The following is a 21,644-nucleotide window of genomic DNA, read 5'->3' on the forward strand; positions in this document are numbered from 1 at the left end:
CCATTAGCTATGACTAGATATAGTTTATTCCAGTTACACTATACCAATCAATCCGTGATATCTTTCTTGTAACAAATTGTAGAGGAGATTTACAGATGGTGAAAAGCAGTGTGTTGGGATATCCGCGTATTGGTGCGGATCGAGAATGGAAGAAAGCGCTCGAAGCTTTTTGGTCAGGCAAGCTGGAAGAAACGGAGTTTCACCGCCAGTTACAGGAGATCCGATTAAATCATTTGCGTAAGCAGCAGGAGAAAGGCATAGACTTCATTGCGGTCAACGATTTCAGTTATTACGATCATATTCTTGATACATCCACAATGTTCGGCATTATTCCGAAACGCTTTCCTTATGATGGCGGCAAGGTACCATTGTCTGTTTATTACGGGATTGCCCGTGGGACGAAGGATGCTGCGGCTAGCGAAATGACCAAATGGTTTAATACCAACTATCATTATATCGTACCGGAACTGGGCGAGGCATCACTGGTGCTTACCGAGAATAGACCTCTTATTGCTTATCAGGAGGCTAAGGAGAAACTCGGAATCGAGGGCAAGCCGGTAATCGTAGGACCGCTTACATTCCTCAAGTTGTCAAAAGGGTACCCAATTTCGGAGACCGACGACTGGCTGGGACGATTGCTTCCGCTTTATGTGCAGATACTACAGGAGCTTGAAAGAGAAGGGGTTCAATGGGTACAAATAGAAGAACCCATTCTCGTAACGAAATTAAACACAGATGACTTGCAGCGTTTAAAGAAAATTTATGGGACGTTTGCCGCCTCAGTGCCGAATCTGAACATCATGCTGCAAACCTACTTTGAATCGGTAGAGAACTACAGTGATATTGTCGCGCTGCCCGTCAAAGGAATAGGGTTGGATTTCGTGCATGGTTACTCCGGCAATTTGTCGTCGATTAAAACGCTAGGCTTTCCGGCGGACAAGGTTTTAGGTGCAGGGGTTATTGATGGTCGTGGCATCTGGAAGGCGCCACTGCTCGAGAAACTGGCACTCGTGGAAGAACTCGCTGAAATCGTTACGACTGAGCGACTCATCGTACAGACGTCGTGCAGTTTACTTCATGTTCCAGTATCGGTAAAAAATGAGACGAAGCTCGCAACTGAACTGAAAGATGCTCTCGCATTTGCAGATGAGAAGCTGCACGAGCTTGTACTTCTGGCAAAAGTGGCCTCTCAAGGCGTCACTGGATTCACAACAGAATTGGAAGAAAGCGAACGTGCTTTACAGGCACTCAAGCTGTCAGATGAGCGCAACCGAAGCGACATTCAGCACGCTGTCGCCGGCATCAGTGCTCATAATCCAGAGCGCAGCCGACCTTTTTCTGAGCGTCATATTGCTCAACAGAAGAAATGGCAATTGCCGATTTTTCCAACGACGACCATTGGCAGCTTTCCGCAATCCGCAGAGGTGCGCAAGGCCCGTCAACAGTGGCGCAAGGGTGATTGGAACAATGAGCAGTATGCTACCTACATCCGAGAACAGATTGATATCTGGATTAAGCTTCAGGAAGAAATCGGATTAGATGTTCTCGTGCATGGCGAATTTGAGCGAACCGACATGGTCGAGTTCTTTGGTGAGAAGCTCGCGGGCTTCGCGTTCACACAGAACGGATGGGTACAGTCGTACGGTTCTCGCTGCGTTAAACCGCCGATTATTTTTGGGGACGTAGCGTTCAGAGAGGCGATGACCGTCGAAGAAACAAAGTATGCTCAGTCGCGGACCAAACGTCCCGTTAAAGGGATGCTGACTGGCCCGATTACGATCATGAATTGGTCGTTCGTTCGTGAGGATATCACGCGTGAACAAATTGCTTACCAACTGGCCTATGCGCTTAGGCAAGAGGTGGAAGCGCTTGAGCAGGCGGGCATTGGCATGATACAGGTCGACGAGCCTGCGGTTCGGGAAGGGCTGCCGCTCAAGAAGGATGACCAAGAGATGTATCTGGCGTGGGCGGTCAGAGCCTTCCGCATGGCTACCTGCACGGTACAGGATACTACGCAAATTCACACGCATATGTGCTATTGCGAGTTTCATGACATGATCCATTCGATCGAAGCGATGGATGCCGATGTGATTTCGATCGAAACATCTCGCAGTCATGGCGAACTGATTCATAGCTTCGAATTGAACACATACAAACTTGGCATAGGATTAGGTGTTTACGATATCCACAGTCCGCGAGTTCCGAAGGTGGACGAAATGACAAGTATGATCGAACGCGCCTTGCGTGTGCTTGATCCGAAGCTATTCTGGATCAATCCGGACTGTGGTCTTAAAACTCGTGGAGTCGAAGAAACGGTCGATTCCTTGCGCAACATGGTTGAAGCGACGCAGATCGCACGTGCGAAGCATGCCCAACAACCTATACTTCGCTTTAATTGAGGACTAAGTTTTTTTAAAAATAAAATGATGCATGCCGTTACTCACTTCTACAGGGAAGTGCAGTGAACGGCATGTTATTTTTCGTGGATGATTATTTAATTATGGATGGGCTAGGCTTGAGGGAAGAAGTTATTGTTTTTCGATGATAAAGTCCGTAATACAGAATGGCAGAACATGCGACAACCATCCCAGCAATGAAATACATCGTATGGTAATTCGTTCTCGATGCCACAGCACCAAGTACATAGGAACCAATCCCATATCCGGAGTCGAAAAGTAAGAAATAGGTGCCTGTTGCAAGACCTCTGCGGTGAGGAGGCGCGGCTTGAATAGCGATCGTCTGGAAGCTGGGGAGCATCGCCCCGAATCCAAGGCCAAGCATACCTCCTGCGACTAAAAATATGACGGGGGATGACGCCATACTTAGAATTATCATCCCTAAAGTGAAAAGGATGATCCCAGGATATACTAGTAAATGAGGGCCTGAACGATCAAACCATTTGCCTGTAAACGGTCTGGATATAACTATCATCAAAGCGAACACCATGAAAAAGTAACTCGCATAGGTATCCAACCCAATGGCTTTGGCGTACACGGAAAGAAAAGTCGTAATAGCCCCATAAGAAAAGGCCAACACAGTGCCTGCCAAAGAGATTGGCAAAGCCCGCGGCTCAATGAACTTTCTCCAACCAGACTCTGATTGCACGTTCACTCTAGAGATAGCTCGAGGAATACGAATAGTTACCCCAAACAAAAAAGCGAGAAGCGCGAACACAATGCACACACCAAATAGAAGCGTATTATTATGAGTCTGCATAATGGTTAGCCCAAGAAAGGGTCCAGTAACCATTGCCAAGCTCATGAAAAGACTGAAATACCCGATTCCCTCACCTTTGCGCCGCTCAGGAACAAGCTCGATGGCAACTGCACCTGCAGCCGTTGTCGCCATCCCGAAACCTATGCCATGAAGAAACCTTAAGATTAGCAAAAAAGAATATTGATGAACGAATGGATATATGGCCGTACAAATCATAAAAAGCGCCAGTGAGAAAAGTATGATCTTCTTGCGGTTCCATTCATCCATCCACTTACCAGTTAAAGGCCGTAAAATGACGGTTGAAATAATAAATACGGTCATAACCAGACCAATCTGTTGTTGTCCGCCATGCAGCGTATCAGTGACGAAAATTGGCAGCGTGACGGCGAGGATATAAAAAGTCATAAATAAAAAAAAACTGCCGAAACAGACAGCAACAAAGTTACGATTCCACAATTTCTGATTCGTATTCACAGTGAATCCTCCACTTCCTTGATGCATGCATTGGCTTGGTTGGTCAATTGAATGATCATTCCACGCAAAATCGATGTTTGTTCCTCCGTAAAACCGCTAAGAACCGAAGCGATTACTCTCTGCTCAATCGGCGTCAGGGTATCATTCAAAGCTTTGCCTTGCTCCGTGATAAACGTAAGAAAGGATCTTCGATCGGTCTCATTGGCCCGTCGTTCCACTAAGCCTTTGCGTTCCAATTGATCGAGGATTCGCGTGATATTGGTTTGATCCTTTTCAGCTCGGACCGCCAGCAGCTTCTGCGTAATGCCATCTTCATCAGCTAAACGATTGAGTACAGCCCATTGCTCTGTTGTCATATCATAAGGCTGAAAATGGTTGTTTAATAACTGCGTCAATCGTCTGCCGGCATGGTTCAAAATAAATCCAAATGAGTTATCCAGTCCCAAAATTTTACACTCCCCGAAATTAGTTGCTATAGCAATTATATTCCTAGCAAATAAATTCGTCAACAAAATGAGTCATTCGATGTATAACATTTTCAAGATCGGACATATTACTTTACGACGGTGATTCAGCGAGGTGTTGTGTCGCATATCATGCAATGAACAACCAGGGAAGTTGTTATTGAATCTATATAGAAGCGAGGAGATGTGCCGCAGAATCATTAATGTAGTCTTGTACTGCAGGAATGTGATGAGGTAAAGACCGAGCGAAGTAAGGTTCAAGGCAAAAGTACCATAAATCCTATCACCGTCGAAAAGGACCCTGAAAAGGGTCTTTTTTACTTTGTGAAACAAAAACACAAATACAAATACTCTAGAAACATGGAAGCGTTTCCGAGGGTGAGAACACCGATATCGGACTGGCTTTCGTTGACATCTCCATTCCGGGCGGTAGTGGATTGGAATTCGCCGCTAAGATGGAAGCATTGGCTTCTCCGCTGCAAATCGTCTTCGTCACGTCGCACAAGGAATTTGCCTTGAAGGCTTACGAGCTGTCTGTGGTGGATTACTTAGTAAAACCCGTTTCCAAGGAACGACTGCTGAGGACAGTAAATCGTGCGCTGGCGAGTCAGCCGGGCATTCATTCGCCATCGCTGGCTGCTCCAACTTCCGCAGATTCCGGGAGGACCGTCCTTACGATGCTTGGCGATGTTGTCGTGAGCAACGATGCTGGCCGTGTCAAGCGGATCTCGAGGAAATGTGCGGAGCTATTCGCGTACTTACTATTTTATCGTGGCAAACGAATACCTCGTTCCAGATTAGTTCTGGATATTTTCGAGGGGATGCACCAAACCAATGCTGAGAATTATTTGAATACGACCGTCTATCAATTGCGTAAGTCGTTGGAACCTCTTAGCATGCGTGAAGTCGTACGATCAGAGAACGATGGCTATGCGCTTGAATTAAAGGATTCCGCTATCGATTACGTGGAATTCGAAAAGCAAGTGGAAGAGATGCAAACTCCGTCCGAGGGACTGATACTTCAATATGACATGTTGGTAAGCCGATTAACCAACAAAAAATAAATGAAATAGTAATGGATTGAAGCCTACTTTTTCTGTCAAGACTAGTTAGCATGACTTTTTGAAAACAGATGAGTGGTGAAAATGAAAGATATTACTTTTAAGGCTATGGCCGTTACAAATGAAATTGACCTGAACAAAATTGCCATCCACTGCGGCATTCCCAAAAAATACACATGGGAACAGCCTTTAATCCTAAGAGGCGATATACTTAAATCGATCCTTATGAAACAAATTGACGATGCACAACAAGTGCTGGTATTTTCTTTCGGCAGCGTTGTTTTTGTTAATCAGACACACAAGGATGAGATTACTGGCTTTTTGAAATTCATCCAATCATTCGAGCCAGAAATTGAACTACAACCTGCTGACAGATACACGGACGATTACAGCCTTCACATCGAGGAAATCGATAGCATGGAATTAACTGACAAGTATGTAATGGTAGCTAAGTATGAATCCTTTTATCCTGAATTAATCTCCACTGTCCTTGCCAAATCGGTTGCTCTTGAGAAGATAGAGGAGCAGCTCGGGAAAATTCACGATGACTTAGAGATGATGATAGACCGACTTGAAAAAGGAAAACTTCGTGTTGGAAACAAAGAATTAGCAAGAACGACCGCCAAAATCGTACGTCACGAGTATAACACCCTTGCCTACATTATGATTTTAGATAAACCTGATTTGACTTGGACCAACAGTACGGCAAGCGAATTTTACGATGGGATGATGGGTTTTTTTGAATTAAACGATCGTTTTAAAATCCTGAAAAGCAAAACGGACATTTTATATCACATCTTGGAAGGTTTTTCAAATATCAGTCATTCCATCCGGGGGCTATTTGTCGAATGGATCGTTGTGATTCTTATTGTTATTGAGGTTGTATTAACGATATTACAAATCGTAGGTTGGATTCCTTCGCATTAGAAAGCTGGTTAAGCCGCGGGAAGGGGATTCTTTTGATCCCGGTCAGCTGGTGTCATTGGTCAGCCAAGCTTCAAGCTCGCTTTAATCTCTCATACAATCGATTGATCCCTAAAATGGACAACGCTTAACTTTGAACGTCAAAGTTAGCCGCTGTTCTTTTTTATTTGCGTAGAAGTAAGTGGACATGTAACAATTGCTAACCTCAATTTCCAGTTCCGATTATAGTAATAAATGACAGTCCTTTGAAGCAAATTATTGAGAAGGAACGGTTTGTTATTATCGCAAATGGATCGTGCGGACACAGTGTTGCTCGAGATTTACGAATTTAAAGATGCAGTCTAACAATCGAGGTGTCTAAGGTATGAAGGAGCTTCTGTTGTCATTAGGAGCAGGTTTAATTATTGGTATTCTATTCAAGGTGTTGAAGCTGCCTTTGCCCGCACCGCCTGTACTTTCGGGTATTCTAGGAATTGTAGGTATTTATGCAGGCGGCAAGATAATGGAATTGTTTCTAAAATAGGAAGCAGGACTAGTTAGAAAAAGGAGGAGTTTGGTCGAGTTTCATCCTTCTTTTTCTATCTTGTTGCTAAAAAAACTAGGACTGACCAATAGACCGCACACAGCTAATGAACCAACCGGAAATAGACGTTTAACGGACCTGGATGCCGTTAACTGTCTATTTGGAGCGATGATTCCGAGCTTACGGACTTCAGCGCTGTTATTCGATTTCAATCTATCTTATTTTTGTATTTGAAGTAGATTAAGGGCTGTAGAGTCCATTAGATTTTCAAATTCAATCTTTTTCGGGGATTAACGTCGCTCCAGTCCTTTAGCCGAAAAAGATGAATCTGAAGTTGATTTCGCACCCATTTCCGTACCTAACAGCTGTATGTCGTTTGTTAGTCGTAGAAAAGAACGGCTGATGCCGCTTACAAAATAATGTTGGAAAATTTTGAGTCATGTTCTCTATGATTTCACATGTTACAATTTGTGAGATCCATATGGATCAAATAACTCAGAAGGCCGAAGCTTCCTGTAAGCACGGGGGACCCATTATTTGGGGTGAAGCCGCTATCTGCGGCCGGGTGATTACTCTTTGACCCGAATCCGACAGCTAACCTCGCAGGCCGCAAAAAGGAGAGGTTTATTTTGAAACGTTACACAAAGCTTGTGGTTACCGGCGCAATTGGATTGAGCGTCCTCGTTGGTTCGAGCGCGGCAATGGCCGCACCAGCAACCCATACAGTATCCGGCAATGATACCATGTGGTTAATATCCAAGAAGTATGGCGTTAGCCTTTCTTCGCTTATTAAAGCAAACCCTCAGATTGCCAATCCGAATGTGATCTGGTCTGGTATGAGCCTTAACATTCCTGGCAGCACGAGTTCAAATGCAGGTACCAAAACGCCAGTTACGACTGCGCCGTCCCAATCAACTTTTGCTAACCAAGTCGTTAACTTAGTTAACCAAGAGCGAGCTAAGGCAGGACTTCGTCCTTTAACCAGCAACAGCGTACTTACCGCCATGGCTTTGGACAAAGCAAAAGATATGTACAACAACGGCTATTTCGATCATACCTCGCCGACTTATGGGTCTCCATTTGATATGATGAGCACATACGGCATTCGCTATTCCTACGCAGGTGAAAACATCGCGAAAGGTCAACAAACGCCTGAGGCTGTCATGAACGCTTGGATGAATAGCACAGGTCATCGTCAAAATATTCTAAGCCCCAACTTCACCCAAATCGGTGTTGCTTATTATAACGGCGAATGGGTACAGGAATTCATAAGTAACTAACGCAGTGACGTATGTCTGCAGCATATTTCGAGAGAAACCAGCAACCTAGTGTTTGCTGGTTTTTTCGTTTTTTTATTTTACTCCATTCCAAAATAAGTAAGTTATAATAGAAATGGAATACGAATATTTTGTGGATGGACTTTATAATTTTTTCTAACGATCAATATAGATTGTACTCCGCTGAAGCCGTATCCATCTTGTGATCAGCATAATATGCTGTCTAATAAACACTGGAAAAGGATTGATGGCATGCAATCTAAGTTAGCGCGGCTGGCTAAGTGGAACCTACATCGCTTTTACTCGAGGTATCCTGATATTGCTATATACCTACCTCCAACAATGATTTTCAACCCTTCTACACTTTCTATTTTTTTGAAAAAATATAACTCTGTTTATATCAAAGCTAATACACAGCATACAGGAAAGGGCATCATTAAAGCGTGGCGGACGGCTAAGCATTACAAGTTTGTTAGAGTCAGGGGTAAAGCAAATCTTGCATCAACACCCTCTGAGTTATATCACAAAATCCTTAGTTCAGGCTCTAAGACAACATATATTATTCAAAAAACCATTGATTTGGCTCAAATTAACGGTAGACCTTTTGATATTCGGGTTATGATGATGAGAGATGGAAAATGCAAATGGCATTACGCAGGGATGGTTGTAAAGGTGGCCGGGGAGCAAAGTATTGTTTCAAATGTCCAGCGAGGTGGAGGTTATGTTATGAGTATCGAAGATGCTTTAACTCAATCTTTACACTTCGATAAACGTCAGATCGAGAAGATGAAAAAAGATTTGATTTTGTTGTGTAGTAAAATTATTCGATACTCTGAAGAATTCCCATTTTACTCCTATCAGAGTGGTATTGATCTTGCTGTAGATAAAGAAGGTAGGATATGGATTATTGAGGTTAATCTTCATAATCCATCTCATGGACTCTTTAATAAACTCAAAAACAAAACATTTTTTCAAAGAATCCGTTTTTTGTTCGCTGATTATAGAAAACACAATAAACGACTGATATAGAAAAGGGCCTTTCTACTGAATCGTAGGAAGGCTCTTCTATTTAAGTCCTCATTTATGGACATCAAACTGTTGATAACGATTATTATGGCAAGTTCTTCACAGAAGATCAAAAAATAAGTCTATTAAGTTTCCTTTAAAATGGGGATTTTTAATTATTCTAGGTAGTACCAATAAAATGGGTATTCGCCTAAATCACTAGAGACATAAGCGGAATAAAGTACGTGTAGAAGTTTAAGGCGAGAGCGAGGTATAGAAGTGCAAATTCATGTGGTGCAAAGAGGAGAGAATCTATGGCTGATTTCAGGTCGTTATGGCGTGAATGCCAATCGGATTATCGCTGTCAATGAACTCCGAGAACCCAATCGTTTAGTCATCGGTCAGGCAATAGTCATTCCACCGCCTTATCCTGAATATGTGGTCCGATTAGGAGACACACTTGGGACGATTGCCGGCCGTTTCGGCATTTCCGTAGAATCTATCGCTAGAGCAAATTCAATCACCGATACAACGCAGATTAGGCCTGGACAAGTATTAATTGTTCCGATTTTGTTCCATACCGTACGGCAGGGTGAGTCACTTTGGGCGATTGCCCACCGTTATGGCGTTACAGTGCAGGCGATCGCACAAGCTAATGGAATTACAAATCCTGCACTTATTTCCCTGGGTCAAAACCTGAAAATCCCCGAAAAGATGAGGCAGATTATCGATGTCAATGCTTATACCAACGTATTCGGCAAGGTGGCTGCTGGGCAAGTTCGGAAGGATGGGATGCATCTAACGTACTTATGTCCTTTTGGTTATCGCATGAAGGACGATGGTACCCTTGAGCCCGTTGATGATCAGCAACTTATTGCAGCTGCATATGAAAAACATGTCATACCGGTCATGTCGATCACTAATTTCTCCGCTACGGAAGCCGGAACGAAGCTGGCACACACCATTTTATCCAGTCTCGAATTGCAAAATAAGCTAGTGACCAACATCTTAACGATCATGGAAAACAAAGGCTACCGTGGATTAAATGTTGATTTTGAGAATGTATCTCCAAGCGATCGTGAGTCTTATAATCAATTTCTTCGACTAGCTGTCCGCAGGCTGCATGAGAAAGGTTTTTTTGTATCATCAGCCCTTGCCCCCAAAACCAGTTCAGAGCAAAAGGGTTTGCTCTACGAAGCTCACGATTATGCTGCCCATGGAGACATTGTCGACTTTGTTGTACTCATGACATATGAGTGGGGGTACAGATTCGGTCCTCCTCAGTCCATATCCCCAATCAACGAAATAAGACGCGTTCTTGACTATGCGGTCACTGTTATTCCTAGAAATAAAATATTTATGGGCTTTCAGTTATACGCACGTGATTGGCTCCTTCCTCATGTAAAAGGACAACAGGCAGAGACATTTGATATGCAAGAAGCTGTTCGCCGAGCCATTCAACATGGTGCGGAGATCAAGTACGATCAGCTGTCCCAAACGCCATACTATCGCTATGTAGATGAAAAACAACATACACATGAAGTTTGGTTCGAAGATGCAAGAAGTGCCCAGGCCAAATTCGATCTGGTAAAAGAATATAACTTGAGAGGGGTCAGTTATTGGGTACTTGGTTATCCGTTTCCGCAAAATTGGGTTTTGCTCGAGGATAATTTTCAAATCCGAAAACTCATTTGACAGACAGATACGAAAATAATCCTTATGCATATAAAATGTGAATGGTTGTTTTAGATTCAAGATGTGCACCTAAAGGGCGCACATCTTAACTTAAAATACCACAATAACTCCTTGTACAGATGCTTGTCATTTCCATTTTAAGGAAAAACCTTTAGAGATAAAGGCCTGTAGTATAAAGAGAAGTAATTGTTGTAGCAATCTCTTCAACATTATGATGATGTTCGTTTCGAACAATTTCCCAAAGATACATTTCATTTGCGAAAAACCAACCTCGTGCAACAATCTCATGGTTTAATTCAGCCCTGGCTAGCCCATTTTGCTGTGAATAGGCAATGTCCTTGGATATTCGTTGAATAAACTTTTCACGAATGGCTTTCCACTTATCCGAAATAATAGAGGATACTCCAATGGCCTGCTCGAAGATTTGCATCATATTCCGTTCTGCCTCTGCCATCTTTAAAAAAGCATAGGTTTGTTTTTTTATGATTTGCTCTGCTTCGTCTCTCGATTTTGGGAAGAAGGAGATCTCGGCAATTTCATAAAATTGCGCCATGACATTCTCCATTAATACGCCTAAAAGATCCTCTTTTCCTTCAAAATGAACATAGGCCGTTCCGTACCCGATGTTTGCTTTTTTGATCATTTGAGAAATCGTCGCTTTTTGAAAACCTTCTTCTAGAAATACTTCCTTTGCAGCTTCCAACAATTTTTGACGTGTAACTGCGGAGCGTAAATGCCGTTTATCCCCAATTTTATCATTTCTCATTCCAAATCCTCCCCTATTAATAATTATCTTCTAGGATATAAGGATTTCTCTGAAAAGGAAAGATTTGTTTAGATAGAATCGTCTGGATAATAATATTGACATGATGTCATATTCATTGTTATGATGTCTCTAGAAAAAGCAGTTTTTAATAAAAAGGAGATGATAAAGTGCTTTCGAATTTGTTCCAACCTACATTAGATTACGCCAAACAATTGGACGAAGAGGATAAACTTTCATGTTTCCGGGAAGAATTTTATTTTCAGCCTGATTCCATCTATATGGATGGGAATTCATTGGGGCTGCTTTCGAGAAGAGCTGAACGTACACTCTTGGAATCTTTGGCCGATTGGAAAGAACATGGCATCGATGGATGGACGCATGGGAATTATCCATGGTTTACCTTATCCGAGAAATTAGGCGAGATGAGCGCACCGTTAGTAGGAGCATCTCCTGACGAAGTTATTGTAACCGGTTCCACAACCGTAAATTTGCATCAGCTTGTAGCTACTTTTTATAAGCCTCAAGGGACACGTACCAAAATTTTGGCAGATGAACTAACGTTTCCATCTGATATTTATGCGCTTCAAAGCCAACTTCGCAATCATGGATACGATCCAGATACCCATCTCATCCGTGTGAAAAGCCGGGATGGCCGATTTTTAGAAGAAGATGATATTGTCGAGGCTATGACGGATGACGTTGCTTTAATCATCTTGCCTACTGTTCTGTATCGCAGCGGTCAAATATTGGACATGAAGCGCTTAACGGCAGAAGCTCATAGAAGAGGCATTTTAATCGGATTCGACGGTTGCCATTCGATCGGGGCGATCCCCCATTCGTTTAGCGAATGGGGTGTCGACTTTGCGTATTGGTGTAATTACAAACATTTAAACGGCGGACCTGGCTGTGTTGGCGGTTTGTATGTGAATCGTAAACATTTTGGAACGAAACCTGGATTGGCTGGGTGGTTCGGGTCCAGAAAAGATAAACAATTTGACATGGAACATACGTTAACACCAGCTGAATCAGCGGGAGCCTATCAGATTGGAACGCCACACGTATTAAGCCTTGCACCTTTACTAGGTTCTTTAGAAATTTTTGCAGAAGCCGGTATTGAGAATATTCGCCAAAAGTCTCTTCAAATCAATCACTATTTAATAAACTTAATTGAGCATGAGTTAGCTGATTATGGGTTCACCATTGGAAGTCCCAGAGAAGACGTGTGCCGCGGAGCTCATGTGAGTCTTGAGCATAATGAAGCTGCTCGCATTTGCAAAGCATTGAAAAAAAGCGGCGTGATTCCGGATTTCCGAGCACCAAACATCATTCGTCTTGCTCCGGTAGCGCTGTATACTTCTTACGCAGAAGTTTGGGAAGTCATACAAATTCTCAAAAAAATCATGGCAGAAGAACAATACAAAATATTTCATAATGAACGTGAAGTCGTTGCCTAAATGCCTTTTGGCAAAAGGGGGATGAAAGTTGATAAATAAAAATACGCAATCGAATGGCAAACTGTTGGATTTCTCTTAGTGGGAGAGGGGTTACAGAATGAATAACAATGAACAAAACATAAATATGGGTCTAGAAAAAGAAATTCAAACAGATTTTAGCAAAGCCATGTCCTACGGAGATTATCTCCATTTGGATAAAATTTTATCTAGTCAACATAGATGTTCGGATCACCATGATGAAATGCTTTTTATCATTATCCATCAGGCGAGCGAGTTGTGGATGAAGCTCATTTTACATGAGGTGAAAGCTGCTACCCAGTGTATACGCAATAACGATTTGGAACCATCATTTAAAATGTTATCGCGCGTTTCGAGGATTCAGCAGCAATTGATTCAGTCTTGGAGCGTTCTCTCCACGTTGACGCCAGCTGAGTATATGGAGTTTAGGGATAAATTGGGCCAATCATCCGGATTCCAGTCTTATCAGAACCGTTTAATTGAATTTGCGCTAGGAAACAAGAATGTCCATACGTTATCCGTTTTTCAACATCAGATCGATCTATACGAGCAAATGCAGCAGTCTCTTCATGAGCCAAGTATTTATGACGCGGCAATCAATGCTCTTGCGGTGCGTGGATTACCTATTGATCAAGAGGCGCTTAACAGGGATTGGTCGCAAAATTATCAACCAAATGCCAGTGTAGAAGAGGCGTGGCTGACCGTTTACCGCAATGTCGATCAATATTGGGATTTATATGAGTTGGCAGAGAAACTAGTGGACATCGGAAGTCAGCAGCAATTATGGCGTTTCAATCATATGACTACCGTGGAAAGAATTATTGGTCATAAACAAGGTACAGGCGGCTCGTCAGGTGTTACTTATTTAAAAAGAGCGCTGGACCAACATTTCTTCCCGGAACTATGGAGTCTAAGAGCGAAGCTATGAGAGGAAATCGAAGAAAGGGAGGCACAATGCTTGGGGACATGGATTGATATTTCACAACCGCTAGACGACAAGGTCGCAGTCTGGCCAGGAGACACACCCTTCTCATACAAAGTGAATTGGAGTAAAGAAGAGAGCGGATCTGTCAATGTAGGTCAAATCAGCATGAGTATACACACCGGTACCCATATTGATGCACCTTTTCATTTTGATAATGAGGGAAAAAGAGTAATTGAATTGGATCTCGATTTATATATTGGAAGTGCTCGTCTTGTCTACCTGCCAAACTATACATCCATCGGAGTGGGTGAAATATCCGGTATAGATTTAAAAGGGATTACCCGCTTGTTAATTCGTACAGATGCATGGAAGGATAGGCGTATGTTCCCACAAACAATTCCTCACCTCCAACCAGAATTAGCGGCTTATCTTTCAGAACATGATGTTCGTCTTATTGGTCTTGATTTACCGTCCGTAGATCCATTAGATAGTAAAGAACTATTAGCCCATCATGAGCTTGCCAGTCATGGCATTCATATCTTGGAAGGGCTTGTCTTAGACGATGTTGTACCAGGGGATTATGAATTGATAGCCCTCCCGCTCCCATTAGTTGAAGCAGATGGAAGTCCGGTACGTGCCGTGTTGAAAAAAATAGTATAAACGAATAAACTATAGCCCGTTTAAAGCCATTTCAAAGGCTAAAACGGGCTTTCTCACGTAATTTTCCAAACAATTATAATATCAGTAATAGTTGAAAATAAATCTATTAAATCGTATGCTTAGGATTAAAAAAATAGAGACTTTTGGAGTGATTTTAATGGATATTAAAATAGATGATTTAACTGGACCCGAAGTGGTTGCATTAATCAGAGAACATCTTCAGCATATGGCATCTTTATCTCCGCCAGAAAGTACACATGCACTAAATTTGGATAAATTGAAACAACCGGGAATTACCTTCTGGAGTGGATGGGAACAAAATGAATTAGCTGGTTGTGGGGCTATCAAGGAACTTGATAGTCAACACGGAGAGATTAAATCAATGCGAACTTCTTCATCACATCTAAGAAAAGGTGTTGCAAGGCAAATCCTTGAACACATCATTGAAGAAGCCAAGCGACGCGGCTATCAACGGGTAAGCTTGGAAACGGGGTCAATGGAAGCTTTCGATCCGGCTAGACGAATGTATGAAAGTTTTGGGTTTCAATATTGCAAGCCGTTTGCGGATTACGTAGAGGATCCTAATAGTGTATTTATGACAAAGGAATTATGAGTTTAATTAGATGACAATTCCAAGACAATATTCGAACCTTAAGGATGAAACAATGGATAATCGAATAACAATTCAGGCTTTAAAATATGGAAATTTACTACATTATGAGTGGAACACAACTTTATTAGAAAAGACGGATTCACACATTGTTGTCCTAGGCGAGTACGGAAGAAAATTAAATCATTACACAAAACAAAAGGTATTTATCATTGAGACTTGGACGATTGAATATTTCCCATTTGACTCATGGTTTACTGTTAGTGCGGATGTAGTAGGAGGTAAAATTCACCAATTTTATTGCAATATAAACCAACCTGCGAAGATCGAAGGTAACACGGTTTCTTTTGTAGATTTAGACCTGGATTATGTGCAAAGAAACGGTGAATGGAAGGTTGTTGATGAAGATGAGTTTGAGAGTAATGCAATTAAATTTGCGTATCCAGAAGCTCTAATTCATAAAGCTAGTCAAGAGTTACAGAGCTTAAAGGAACTTGTTAGAAATAAAACATTTCCTTTTGATGGATCGCTCGATAAGTTTATTGACTGTATTCCAAGATAAATTATTGAGGTTACACGATAACATTTTATGGTAAAATGATTACTGGTGACTAATGGAATTTAAAAGTTGCTGCTGTCTCACCTTTGTTGATAACAACTACTGTTCATTCAAATTATTAATTTAATTAGGAAAGAGGAGTGTAGGGAATGACTCAACAGGAAGATATTATTAGAACAGTTAATCAATTATTTATTTTTACAGATGAACGGAACTGGGAAGAAGTCAAGAAGTGTCTGGCAGTAGAAGTTTTGTTTGATATGAGTTCCATGGGAGCAGGGCCACCAGCCATTATCAGTGCTCAACAAATTGTTGATAGTTGGGATGAAGGTTTGAAAAAACTGCAAGCCATCCATCATCAGGTGGGTAACTACATTGTGGACGTGTCAGGAAATGAAGCAGATCTCTTCTGCTATGGGATAGCAAGTCACTATTTACCTAATCCGACAGGCCAAAATGTGAGGATATTTGTTGGGACATACAATTTTCATTTGACACAAAATGAAGACGTATGGAAGATTGATAAATTCCAGTTTAACTTAAAATACATAGACGGAAACAAAGATTTATAATTAGATTTAACGATTTTCTTGTAAGAAACAATTAACCATCGTATCTTTGATGCGATGGTTTTGTGTCTAACAGAAGAAGCGAAAGGGTGGAAAATATGCCATTTTTATCATTAACGAGTTGGAGCTTACATCGGAATCTGGGGCCCTTGCGGTGGACCCGCTGGGATGATAACACGCGTACGCAAATAACAGCTACCCAAGACCAACCTGAACTCATCTCTTTGCTTGAATTACCTGCTGTTCTTGCGAAGAAAGGTTTTAAATCGCTAGAAGTGTGTCATTTTCATTTACCGGATACAAGGGAAGCATATTTGCAAAGATTGAAACAAGCATTCACGGAAGCAGATCTCCAGTTTTATACGCTGCTAATTGAATAAAACTTTCACTCACTAACATCAATCGCGGATAATTGCCTTGCTTTATTGGAAGGATGCGGGGAGCTTCTTGGGCTAACCTCGGATTTTGGCAATTTTAAAGGAACCGAGAAATATGGTGAACTTGCCAAAACGGTTCCACACAGTGAGTCGATTCATGCCAAAGCACAAACGAATGCGGATGGATATCCAGATGAAGCTGAGTTTATTCGTTGTATGGAAGTTGCCAAGCAAGCAGAATATGAAGGTCCTATAACTCTTGTTTATGATGGACCTGGCGATATGTGGGAAGGTATTGAGCGTGTAAGGAAGCTTGCTGCACCTTATATGTAGTTGCCGTAAAATGGGAGTTAAGGAAGAAGATCATGATCTATTCAAAAACTAACCTAAGGGGATGGTTTGTTTGATAAGACTTTTAAAGTATGATGATCTTACAGTATTTAAGAAAGATATTATCTCATACTTAGTACAAAATGAAGCAGAAAACAATTTAGTATTAGGTGTTTTACAATCTTTGAGTGAAAAAGATGAAATTCCTTTTTTTATGGCTACAGTACTAAAAGATAACGAGTTAGGGTTGGTTTTACTACAAACAAAACCTAATCAAATTATTTTGTCAAAACCTGTTTCTTTTACATCAAAGGAAATTCAGGTTATAGGAGAAAAGTTGATTAACGCAATTCAAGTTATACCTGGCTTTATAGGTGAAAAGAAATTAACGATTGAACTAGCTGCGTATATTTCGAACGTTAAAGGGATTCAAGCAAATGTCCTAATGGAGCAAATAATTTATAAACTAGAAAAAATTAAGAAAGAACCACATACAAATGGAAAAATTCGGAGTGTTATAGAAAATGATCATCATATAATTAAAGAGTGGCTGTATCAGTTTTGCAATGAAACGAACCAACCAATAAGTTTAGAAGAAGCAGATAAAAGAGCTGCAAGAATGATTGATAAAGGAAATTTAGTTGCATGGGAAGTGAACGGAGAGTTGGTTTCCATGGCTGCTTCTATACGTCCAACCCCAAATAATATAACAATCAGCTATGTTTACACGCCAATTAGTGAAAGAAAAATGGGATATGCTTCGGATTGTGTCTCAGCTTTCACTCAAATTTTGTTAGATCGCGGTTATAAAACAACAAGTTTATACACGAATCTCAATAATCCTACTTCTAATAAAATTTATATTCAAATTGGATATGAACCGATAATGGATTCAATCGTTATTCAATTTTAATAATCGACATATACAAGGAGGAGCCTATGGAGGATTTCAATCAAACGGGATGGTGGCCTTGGTATCCGCAACTGGGGGAATCAAAATAATGAATGAGTTAGATGGATTATTTCGTAAAAGAGTTGGTATTTCAGAAAATGAATTACTTACTTTTGAAAAGTTAGATAGCATTCTTGAGAAAACAGCAAAATCCCTTCCTTTTGAAAATTTAAGCATCATCTCAAATGAAACAAGTGCTATTACAAAAGAAAGTTTGATTACCAAAATTCTCGTAAAAAATGAAGGAGGTCTATGCTATCAATTAAATCCGCTGCTTTATTTTTTCTTGGTTGAAAATGGATTCAATGCATCGTTAGTTCGCGGAGAAGTATACAATTATGCAACGAAGGATTGGTCAAAACTTGGAAGAACTCATGTTACTATTCTTTTGCAGCATGAAGGTCATACGTACTTGGTCGATACCGGATTTGGTGGCAACCTACCGCTAAAACCTGTGCCGCTAAATGGAGAAACTATCACCTCTGGGAATGGAGAATTTCGAGTCAAAGCAGCGGAAACTGATTATGGGGATTATGTTCTTGAAATGAAACTTAAATATAAAGATACAGAGTGGAAAATAGGGTATGCTTTTGATACAAAACGACCATTAACGGGTTTAACTGAATTGAACGAAGTCCAAGGAATCATAGTCCAGCACAAAGATTCACGCTTTAACAAAAACCCACTGATTACCCAACTTACAAACGAAGGAAATGTAACGTTAACCGATACTTCTTTCACACAATGGATGAATGGGAAATCGAGTAAGGAACAGATTGATAACGTTAAATTCAAAGAGCTTGCCAAACAGCATTTTGGATTTCAAGAAGTATGAGAAGCCGTTTTGAAACGGCTTCTTTTTCATTTTTCGTATTCGCGCTATCAACGAATACTTTGAATACTATTCCGCCATTCGTTGATTTACGATAATGTTTTTCAAGAATATTCTCAAATTTCCGGTTACGCTTGTTTCTCCATTGAGTATGCGAAGCAGACTTTTTGCTGTAACATGAGCTGATCCAACATTTACACGTTTTATCAATTTAGTTCCAGGCGTATTCAACCCATCCAACCCAGTAAAGTAATATTTAATTCCTAGCTGGTCTCCGATATCTAAAAGAGTTTTATTATACCTCCCGTGAGGAAAACAAAATAATTTATCTTGATTCCCCAATTTCATTTGAATGATTTCATCTGCTTTTTTTAGATCGATTTTGACTCGTTGTTTATATTCTTCCTCGGTTTCCATTCTGTTTTGGTCTTTTAAATAGATAGGATTCGTTAAGGGAGCAATAGGATTTCCGTTTTGATCAACAGCAAAATCATGTGAATTAAAGGTGTGGGAGTAAAAATCAAAACCATCACTCTTCATTGTTTGAATTTCATCCCAGTTCAAAAAAGGAGTTCCGGGATTGGTTCCTAAGTAATTTACAATAATGAAATTAGTAGCGGTCATGTTTTGCTCTTTTAACGCGGGATATGCATATTTGTAAAAAGACTCATACCCGTCATCAAAAGTAAGTACAACGGCATCTGGGGGAACTGAGCCTTTTCCATTTAGAAAATTAACGAATTCCTTCATTGAAATCACATGATAATGATTAGCCTTCAGCGCTTCCAAATGTTGTTTGAATGTATCAGGGGTAATGGTAAATTCAGATTCTGTAGGATCGATGTGGTGATATTCAAGAACGGCAACTCGGTTGCTATAGTGGTATCCGTTAACGGTTTTATACTTATCATTTAATAGTGCATAACAAAATACGATGAATACGAATGTTATACAAAAGCATTTTATAAGGTTCTTTTTCAACATCTTGTGTTATCTCCAACTTTCAAGTTAAATCATGCCGGTAGAGTGGGGAACTTGTTTATTTGTACAAAGTGAATCTGTAAAGAGCCGACAAATGCTTTACTTTGGTTGTAATGGAGTTCACATTTGTACCCATACGCACGTGCTATGGATTGCAGCGATTTAAACGCTGGGAGTGCTCTGACCAAGGATGTAATCTGTTGAATGATATGGTTTGGCAATTTCATGAACATTGACGTCGCATTAATGCCATCAACAACGGATATAAAACTGGGAAATGATGATTTCTTGAAATGGGAGAGATGAATACTGTCCTCGGCAATTAGTAATATTTCTTTGTTCAGACGATTTAGGTTAATGGTAATATTCTTGTAAAAGTAGATACCATAACCGATTTTGTTCGTCAAGGGATTTAAACGTTTTTTCCATTTCAACACTTTTGCTTCCAGATAAGTCTCCAACTGCTCACTGCATTTATTCCAGTTAAATCGTGATGTGAATAATTTTCTCATGATTCTGCTCCTTCTTTTAACATATTACCTAATTAAGACGTTGGACCTATGATCATTGTTCATTTTAAAATTATCAAGTTGATGCCTTTATTTGAATACATATAGAAGCAAAAACAAAAGGGGGTGATGTACATGCGCCCAGGATACGGAATGTTCCAACAACAAGCGACCAAAATGCGGTTAACTCCGCAATTGCGAAAAGCTATAACGATCCTGCAACTCTCGACACCGGAATTGCTGGAGGTTGTCCAGCAGGAGGCGATTGAGAACCCGGTATTGGAATTCGCCGGAAACGAATGGGATGCTTTTAACAATACTTCTAAATTCCATCGCGCAAACGGCAGTCGTGCCCCCATTTATGACCCCTTGGATCAAGCCGCATCGAACGAGATATCCCTGGAGAAGCATTTAAAGGAGCAGCTTAGCTTTGTGAAAAAGATCTCGCCACCCACTCGTGAAATTGTCGAGTTGATAATCGGAAATCTGGACAACAATGGCTATCTTGGAGCCTCTTTGGATGAAATTTCCGACGTATGTAAGGTCGATCTCGCTCAAGCGGAGCTTGCGCTAAGGATCTTGCAGGGCTTTGAACCCGTTGGTATTGGAGCTAGAAATGTAAGAGAATGTCTGCTTCTTCAGGTACAGTCCCTGTCGCTATGCTATCCATTAGTTTCTTTATTAATTCGTAATCATCTGAAGGATGTTGCCGATTACCGTATTCATAAATTGTCAAAGATTTTACAAGTGAGCGCACAAGAAATTCAGGCTGCGATTGAGGTGATCAAAGGATTGAATCCTAGACCCGGCGCAGCCTTTCACATAGAAGCTATTCATTATATCATACCCGAGGTCATTATTGAAAAGGCTGGTGAACAGCTCGTTGTGATGATTCATCAAGCAGCGTCGCCCCGTCTTTCGCTTAATGGATATTACGAACAAATGGGGAAGGATAGTGGCGGCAATAACGAGGCAACAAAGTTCCTCTCAAGTAAATTAAATTCAGCGATGTTCTTCCTGAAGTGTTTGGAGCAAAGACGAAAGACCATATTTCGCGTAGCGCAAGCGATTGTGGAGGAACAGACCGAGTTTTTTTGGAAAGGAGCGTCCTATCTCAAACCAATGACTTTGAAGCATATTGCCGATAAACTCGGTGTGCATGAATCAACGGTCAGCCGCGCAACTGCTGGCAAATATGCGCAAACACCATGGGGCATCTACGAGCTGAAGTACTTTTTTCCCTCCGGTTTGCAAATGGACCTTGGTGATTCAGCGTCCTCGGAGCGTATAAAAAAGAGATTAAAGGAATGGATCCATGGAGAAAACCACGCCAAGCCTTACTCCGACCAGCAGCTGACAGAACTTATGAACGATGAAGGCTTTCAAATTTCTCGCCGTACGGTCACCAAATATCGGGAGGAGTTAGGCATTTCTTCTTCACTGAGAAGGAAACGCATATAGTT

Annotated in this window: 23 protein-coding genes and 1 riboswitch; of the genes, 18 read left to right on the forward strand and 5 right to left on the reverse strand. The window is 41.1% G+C overall.

What is annotated here, in order from left to right; genetic code table 11:
• Nucleotides 1–95 precede the first annotated feature (95 nt).
• The gene (metE, locus tag ASG93_RS27485; RefSeq protein WP_056837239.1) at nucleotides 96–2,399 is read left to right on the forward strand and encodes a 5-methyltetrahydropteroyltriglutamate--homocysteine S-methyltransferase; all 2,304 of its coding nucleotides are present in this window, start codon (nucleotides 96–98) and stop codon (nucleotides 2,397–2,399) included.
• Between the two features lie 91 nt (nucleotides 2,400–2,490).
• Here metE and ASG93_RS27490 read toward each other — a convergent pair whose 3' ends face one another.
• Entirely contained in the window at nucleotides 2,491–3,690 is a 1,200-nt protein-coding gene (locus ASG93_RS27490; protein ID WP_268796062.1) for an MFS transporter, read from the reverse strand.
• Complete coding sequence (locus ASG93_RS27495) at nucleotides 3,687–4,136, reverse strand: MarR family winged helix-turn-helix transcriptional regulator (RefSeq protein WP_056837244.1); 450 nt, start codon at nucleotides 4,134–4,136, stop codon at nucleotides 3,687–3,689. The genes ASG93_RS27490 and ASG93_RS27495 overlap by 4 nt, the downstream gene beginning before the upstream one ends.
• Nucleotides 4,137–4,546: 410 nt before the next feature.
• On the opposite strand from ASG93_RS27495, the gene ASG93_RS27500 reads away from it, so the two are divergent.
• The 6 genes from ASG93_RS27500 to ASG93_RS27525 all read left to right on the forward strand — a co-directional run bounded on the left by ASG93_RS27500 (nucleotide 4,547) and on the right by ASG93_RS27525 (nucleotide 10,639).
• Nucleotides 4,547–5,218: a response regulator gene (locus tag ASG93_RS27500; protein ID WP_082615127.1), complete on the forward strand. Its 672-nt coding sequence runs from the start codon at nucleotides 4,547–4,549 to the stop codon at nucleotides 5,216–5,218.
• An 81-nt stretch (nucleotides 5,219–5,299) separates the two neighbouring features.
• Complete coding sequence (locus tag ASG93_RS27505) at nucleotides 5,300–6,142, forward strand: RMD1 family protein (RefSeq protein ID WP_056837248.1); 843 nt, start codon at nucleotides 5,300–5,302, stop codon at nucleotides 6,140–6,142.
• 361 nt (nucleotides 6,143–6,503) lie between these two features.
• Entirely contained in the window at nucleotides 6,504–6,662 is a 159-nt protein-coding gene (locus ASG93_RS27510) for a XapX domain-containing protein (protein ID WP_056837250.1), read from the forward strand.
• A 491-nt stretch (nucleotides 6,663–7,153) separates the two neighbouring features.
• Nucleotides 7,154–7,286: riboswitch (cyclic di-AMP (ydaO/yuaA leader) on the forward strand.
• Between the two features lie 5 nt (nucleotides 7,287–7,291).
• Nucleotides 7,292–7,942 (forward strand): CAP domain-containing protein, encoded by a 651-nt coding sequence (locus tag ASG93_RS27515; protein ID WP_056837252.1) that lies wholly within the window; start codon nucleotides 7,292–7,294, stop codon nucleotides 7,940–7,942.
• 249 nt (nucleotides 7,943–8,191) lie between these two features.
• Nucleotides 8,192–8,968, forward strand: coding sequence for a YheC/YheD family protein (locus tag ASG93_RS27520; RefSeq protein WP_056837254.1), 777 nt, complete (start codon nucleotides 8,192–8,194; stop codon nucleotides 8,966–8,968).
• Nucleotides 8,969–9,223: 255 nt separating this feature from the next.
• Nucleotides 9,224–10,639 carry a LysM peptidoglycan-binding domain-containing protein gene (locus ASG93_RS27525; RefSeq protein WP_056837256.1) on the forward strand — a complete coding sequence of 472 codons (1,416 nt, stop codon included), beginning with the start codon at nucleotides 9,224–9,226 and terminating at the stop codon, nucleotides 10,637–10,639.
• Nucleotides 10,640–10,790: 151 nt separating this feature from the next.
• Here the strand turns inward: ASG93_RS27525 and ASG93_RS27530 are convergent, their stop codons facing one another.
• Nucleotides 10,791–11,405 carry a TetR/AcrR family transcriptional regulator gene (locus ASG93_RS27530; RefSeq protein ID WP_056837258.1) on the reverse strand — a complete coding sequence of 205 codons (615 nt, stop codon included), beginning with the start codon at nucleotides 11,403–11,405 and terminating at the stop codon, nucleotides 10,791–10,793.
• Nucleotides 11,406–11,584: 179 nt separating this feature from the next.
• Between ASG93_RS27530 and kynU the strand changes: the two genes are divergently transcribed.
• The 10 genes from kynU (at nucleotide 11,585) to ASG93_RS27580 (ending at nucleotide 18,694) form a co-directional block, all read left to right on the forward strand.
• Nucleotides 11,585–12,859, forward strand: a complete 1,275-nt coding sequence (gene kynU / locus ASG93_RS27535; RefSeq protein ID WP_414858895.1) for a kynureninase — start codon at nucleotides 11,585–11,587, stop codon at nucleotides 12,857–12,859.
• A gap of 97 nt (nucleotides 12,860–12,956) precedes the next feature.
• Nucleotides 12,957–13,805: a tryptophan 2,3-dioxygenase gene (gene kynA, locus ASG93_RS27540; RefSeq protein ID WP_056837262.1), complete on the forward strand. Its 849-nt coding sequence runs from the start codon at nucleotides 12,957–12,959 to the stop codon at nucleotides 13,803–13,805.
• Nucleotides 13,806–13,835: 30 nt separating this feature from the next.
• A complete protein-coding gene (gene kynB / locus ASG93_RS27545) occupies nucleotides 13,836–14,462 on the forward strand; it encodes an arylformamidase (protein WP_056837264.1) in 627 nt (208 codons plus the stop codon).
• A gap of 157 nt (nucleotides 14,463–14,619) precedes the next feature.
• The gene (locus tag ASG93_RS27550; protein WP_056837266.1) at nucleotides 14,620–15,075 is read left to right on the forward strand and encodes a GNAT family N-acetyltransferase; all 456 of its coding nucleotides are present in this window, start codon (nucleotides 14,620–14,622) and stop codon (nucleotides 15,073–15,075) included.
• Between the two features lie 10 nt (nucleotides 15,076–15,085).
• Nucleotides 15,086–15,634 (forward strand): DUF402 domain-containing protein, encoded by a 549-nt coding sequence (locus tag ASG93_RS27555; RefSeq protein WP_235550979.1) that lies wholly within the window; start codon nucleotides 15,086–15,088, stop codon nucleotides 15,632–15,634.
• Nucleotides 15,635–15,780: 146 nt separating this feature from the next.
• Nucleotides 15,781–16,203, forward strand: coding sequence for a nuclear transport factor 2 family protein (locus ASG93_RS27560; RefSeq protein WP_056837267.1), 423 nt, complete (start codon nucleotides 15,781–15,783; stop codon nucleotides 16,201–16,203).
• Between the two features lie 95 nt (nucleotides 16,204–16,298).
• Nucleotides 16,299–16,580 carry a hypothetical protein gene (locus tag ASG93_RS36595; protein WP_056837269.1) on the forward strand — a complete coding sequence of 94 codons (282 nt, stop codon included), beginning with the start codon at nucleotides 16,299–16,301 and terminating at the stop codon, nucleotides 16,578–16,580.
• 45 nt (nucleotides 16,581–16,625) lie between these two features.
• Entirely contained in the window at nucleotides 16,626–16,910 is a 285-nt protein-coding gene (locus ASG93_RS36600; RefSeq protein WP_056837271.1) for a hypothetical protein, read from the forward strand.
• 70 nt (nucleotides 16,911–16,980) lie between these two features.
• Nucleotides 16,981–17,820: a GNAT family N-acetyltransferase gene (locus tag ASG93_RS27575; protein WP_056837273.1), complete on the forward strand. Its 840-nt coding sequence runs from the start codon at nucleotides 16,981–16,983 to the stop codon at nucleotides 17,818–17,820.
• Between the two features lie 88 nt (nucleotides 17,821–17,908).
• Entirely contained in the window at nucleotides 17,909–18,694 is a 786-nt protein-coding gene (locus tag ASG93_RS27580) for an arylamine N-acetyltransferase family protein (RefSeq protein ID WP_056837687.1), read from the forward strand.
• Nucleotides 18,695–18,760: 66 nt separating this feature from the next.
• Here ASG93_RS27580 and ASG93_RS27585 read toward each other — a convergent pair whose 3' ends face one another.
• Entirely contained in the window at nucleotides 18,761–19,675 is a 915-nt protein-coding gene (locus ASG93_RS27585) for a polysaccharide deacetylase family protein (RefSeq protein ID WP_056837277.1), read from the reverse strand.
• Nucleotides 19,676–19,704: 29 nt separating this feature from the next.
• Complete coding sequence (locus ASG93_RS27590; RefSeq protein ID WP_056837279.1) at nucleotides 19,705–20,184, reverse strand: hypothetical protein; 480 nt, start codon at nucleotides 20,182–20,184, stop codon at nucleotides 19,705–19,707.
• A 132-nt stretch (nucleotides 20,185–20,316) separates the two neighbouring features.
• On the opposite strand from ASG93_RS27590, the gene rpoN reads away from it, so the two are divergent.
• Nucleotides 20,317–21,642, forward strand: coding sequence for an RNA polymerase factor sigma-54 (rpoN, locus tag ASG93_RS27595; protein WP_056837281.1), 1,326 nt, complete (start codon nucleotides 20,317–20,319; stop codon nucleotides 21,640–21,642).
• Nucleotides 21,643–21,644: the final 2 nt, after the last annotated feature.

This window comes from Paenibacillus sp. Soil787, from assembly GCF_001429545.1.
Lineage (GTDB): Bacteria > Bacillota > Bacilli > Paenibacillales > NBRC-103111 > Paenibacillus_E.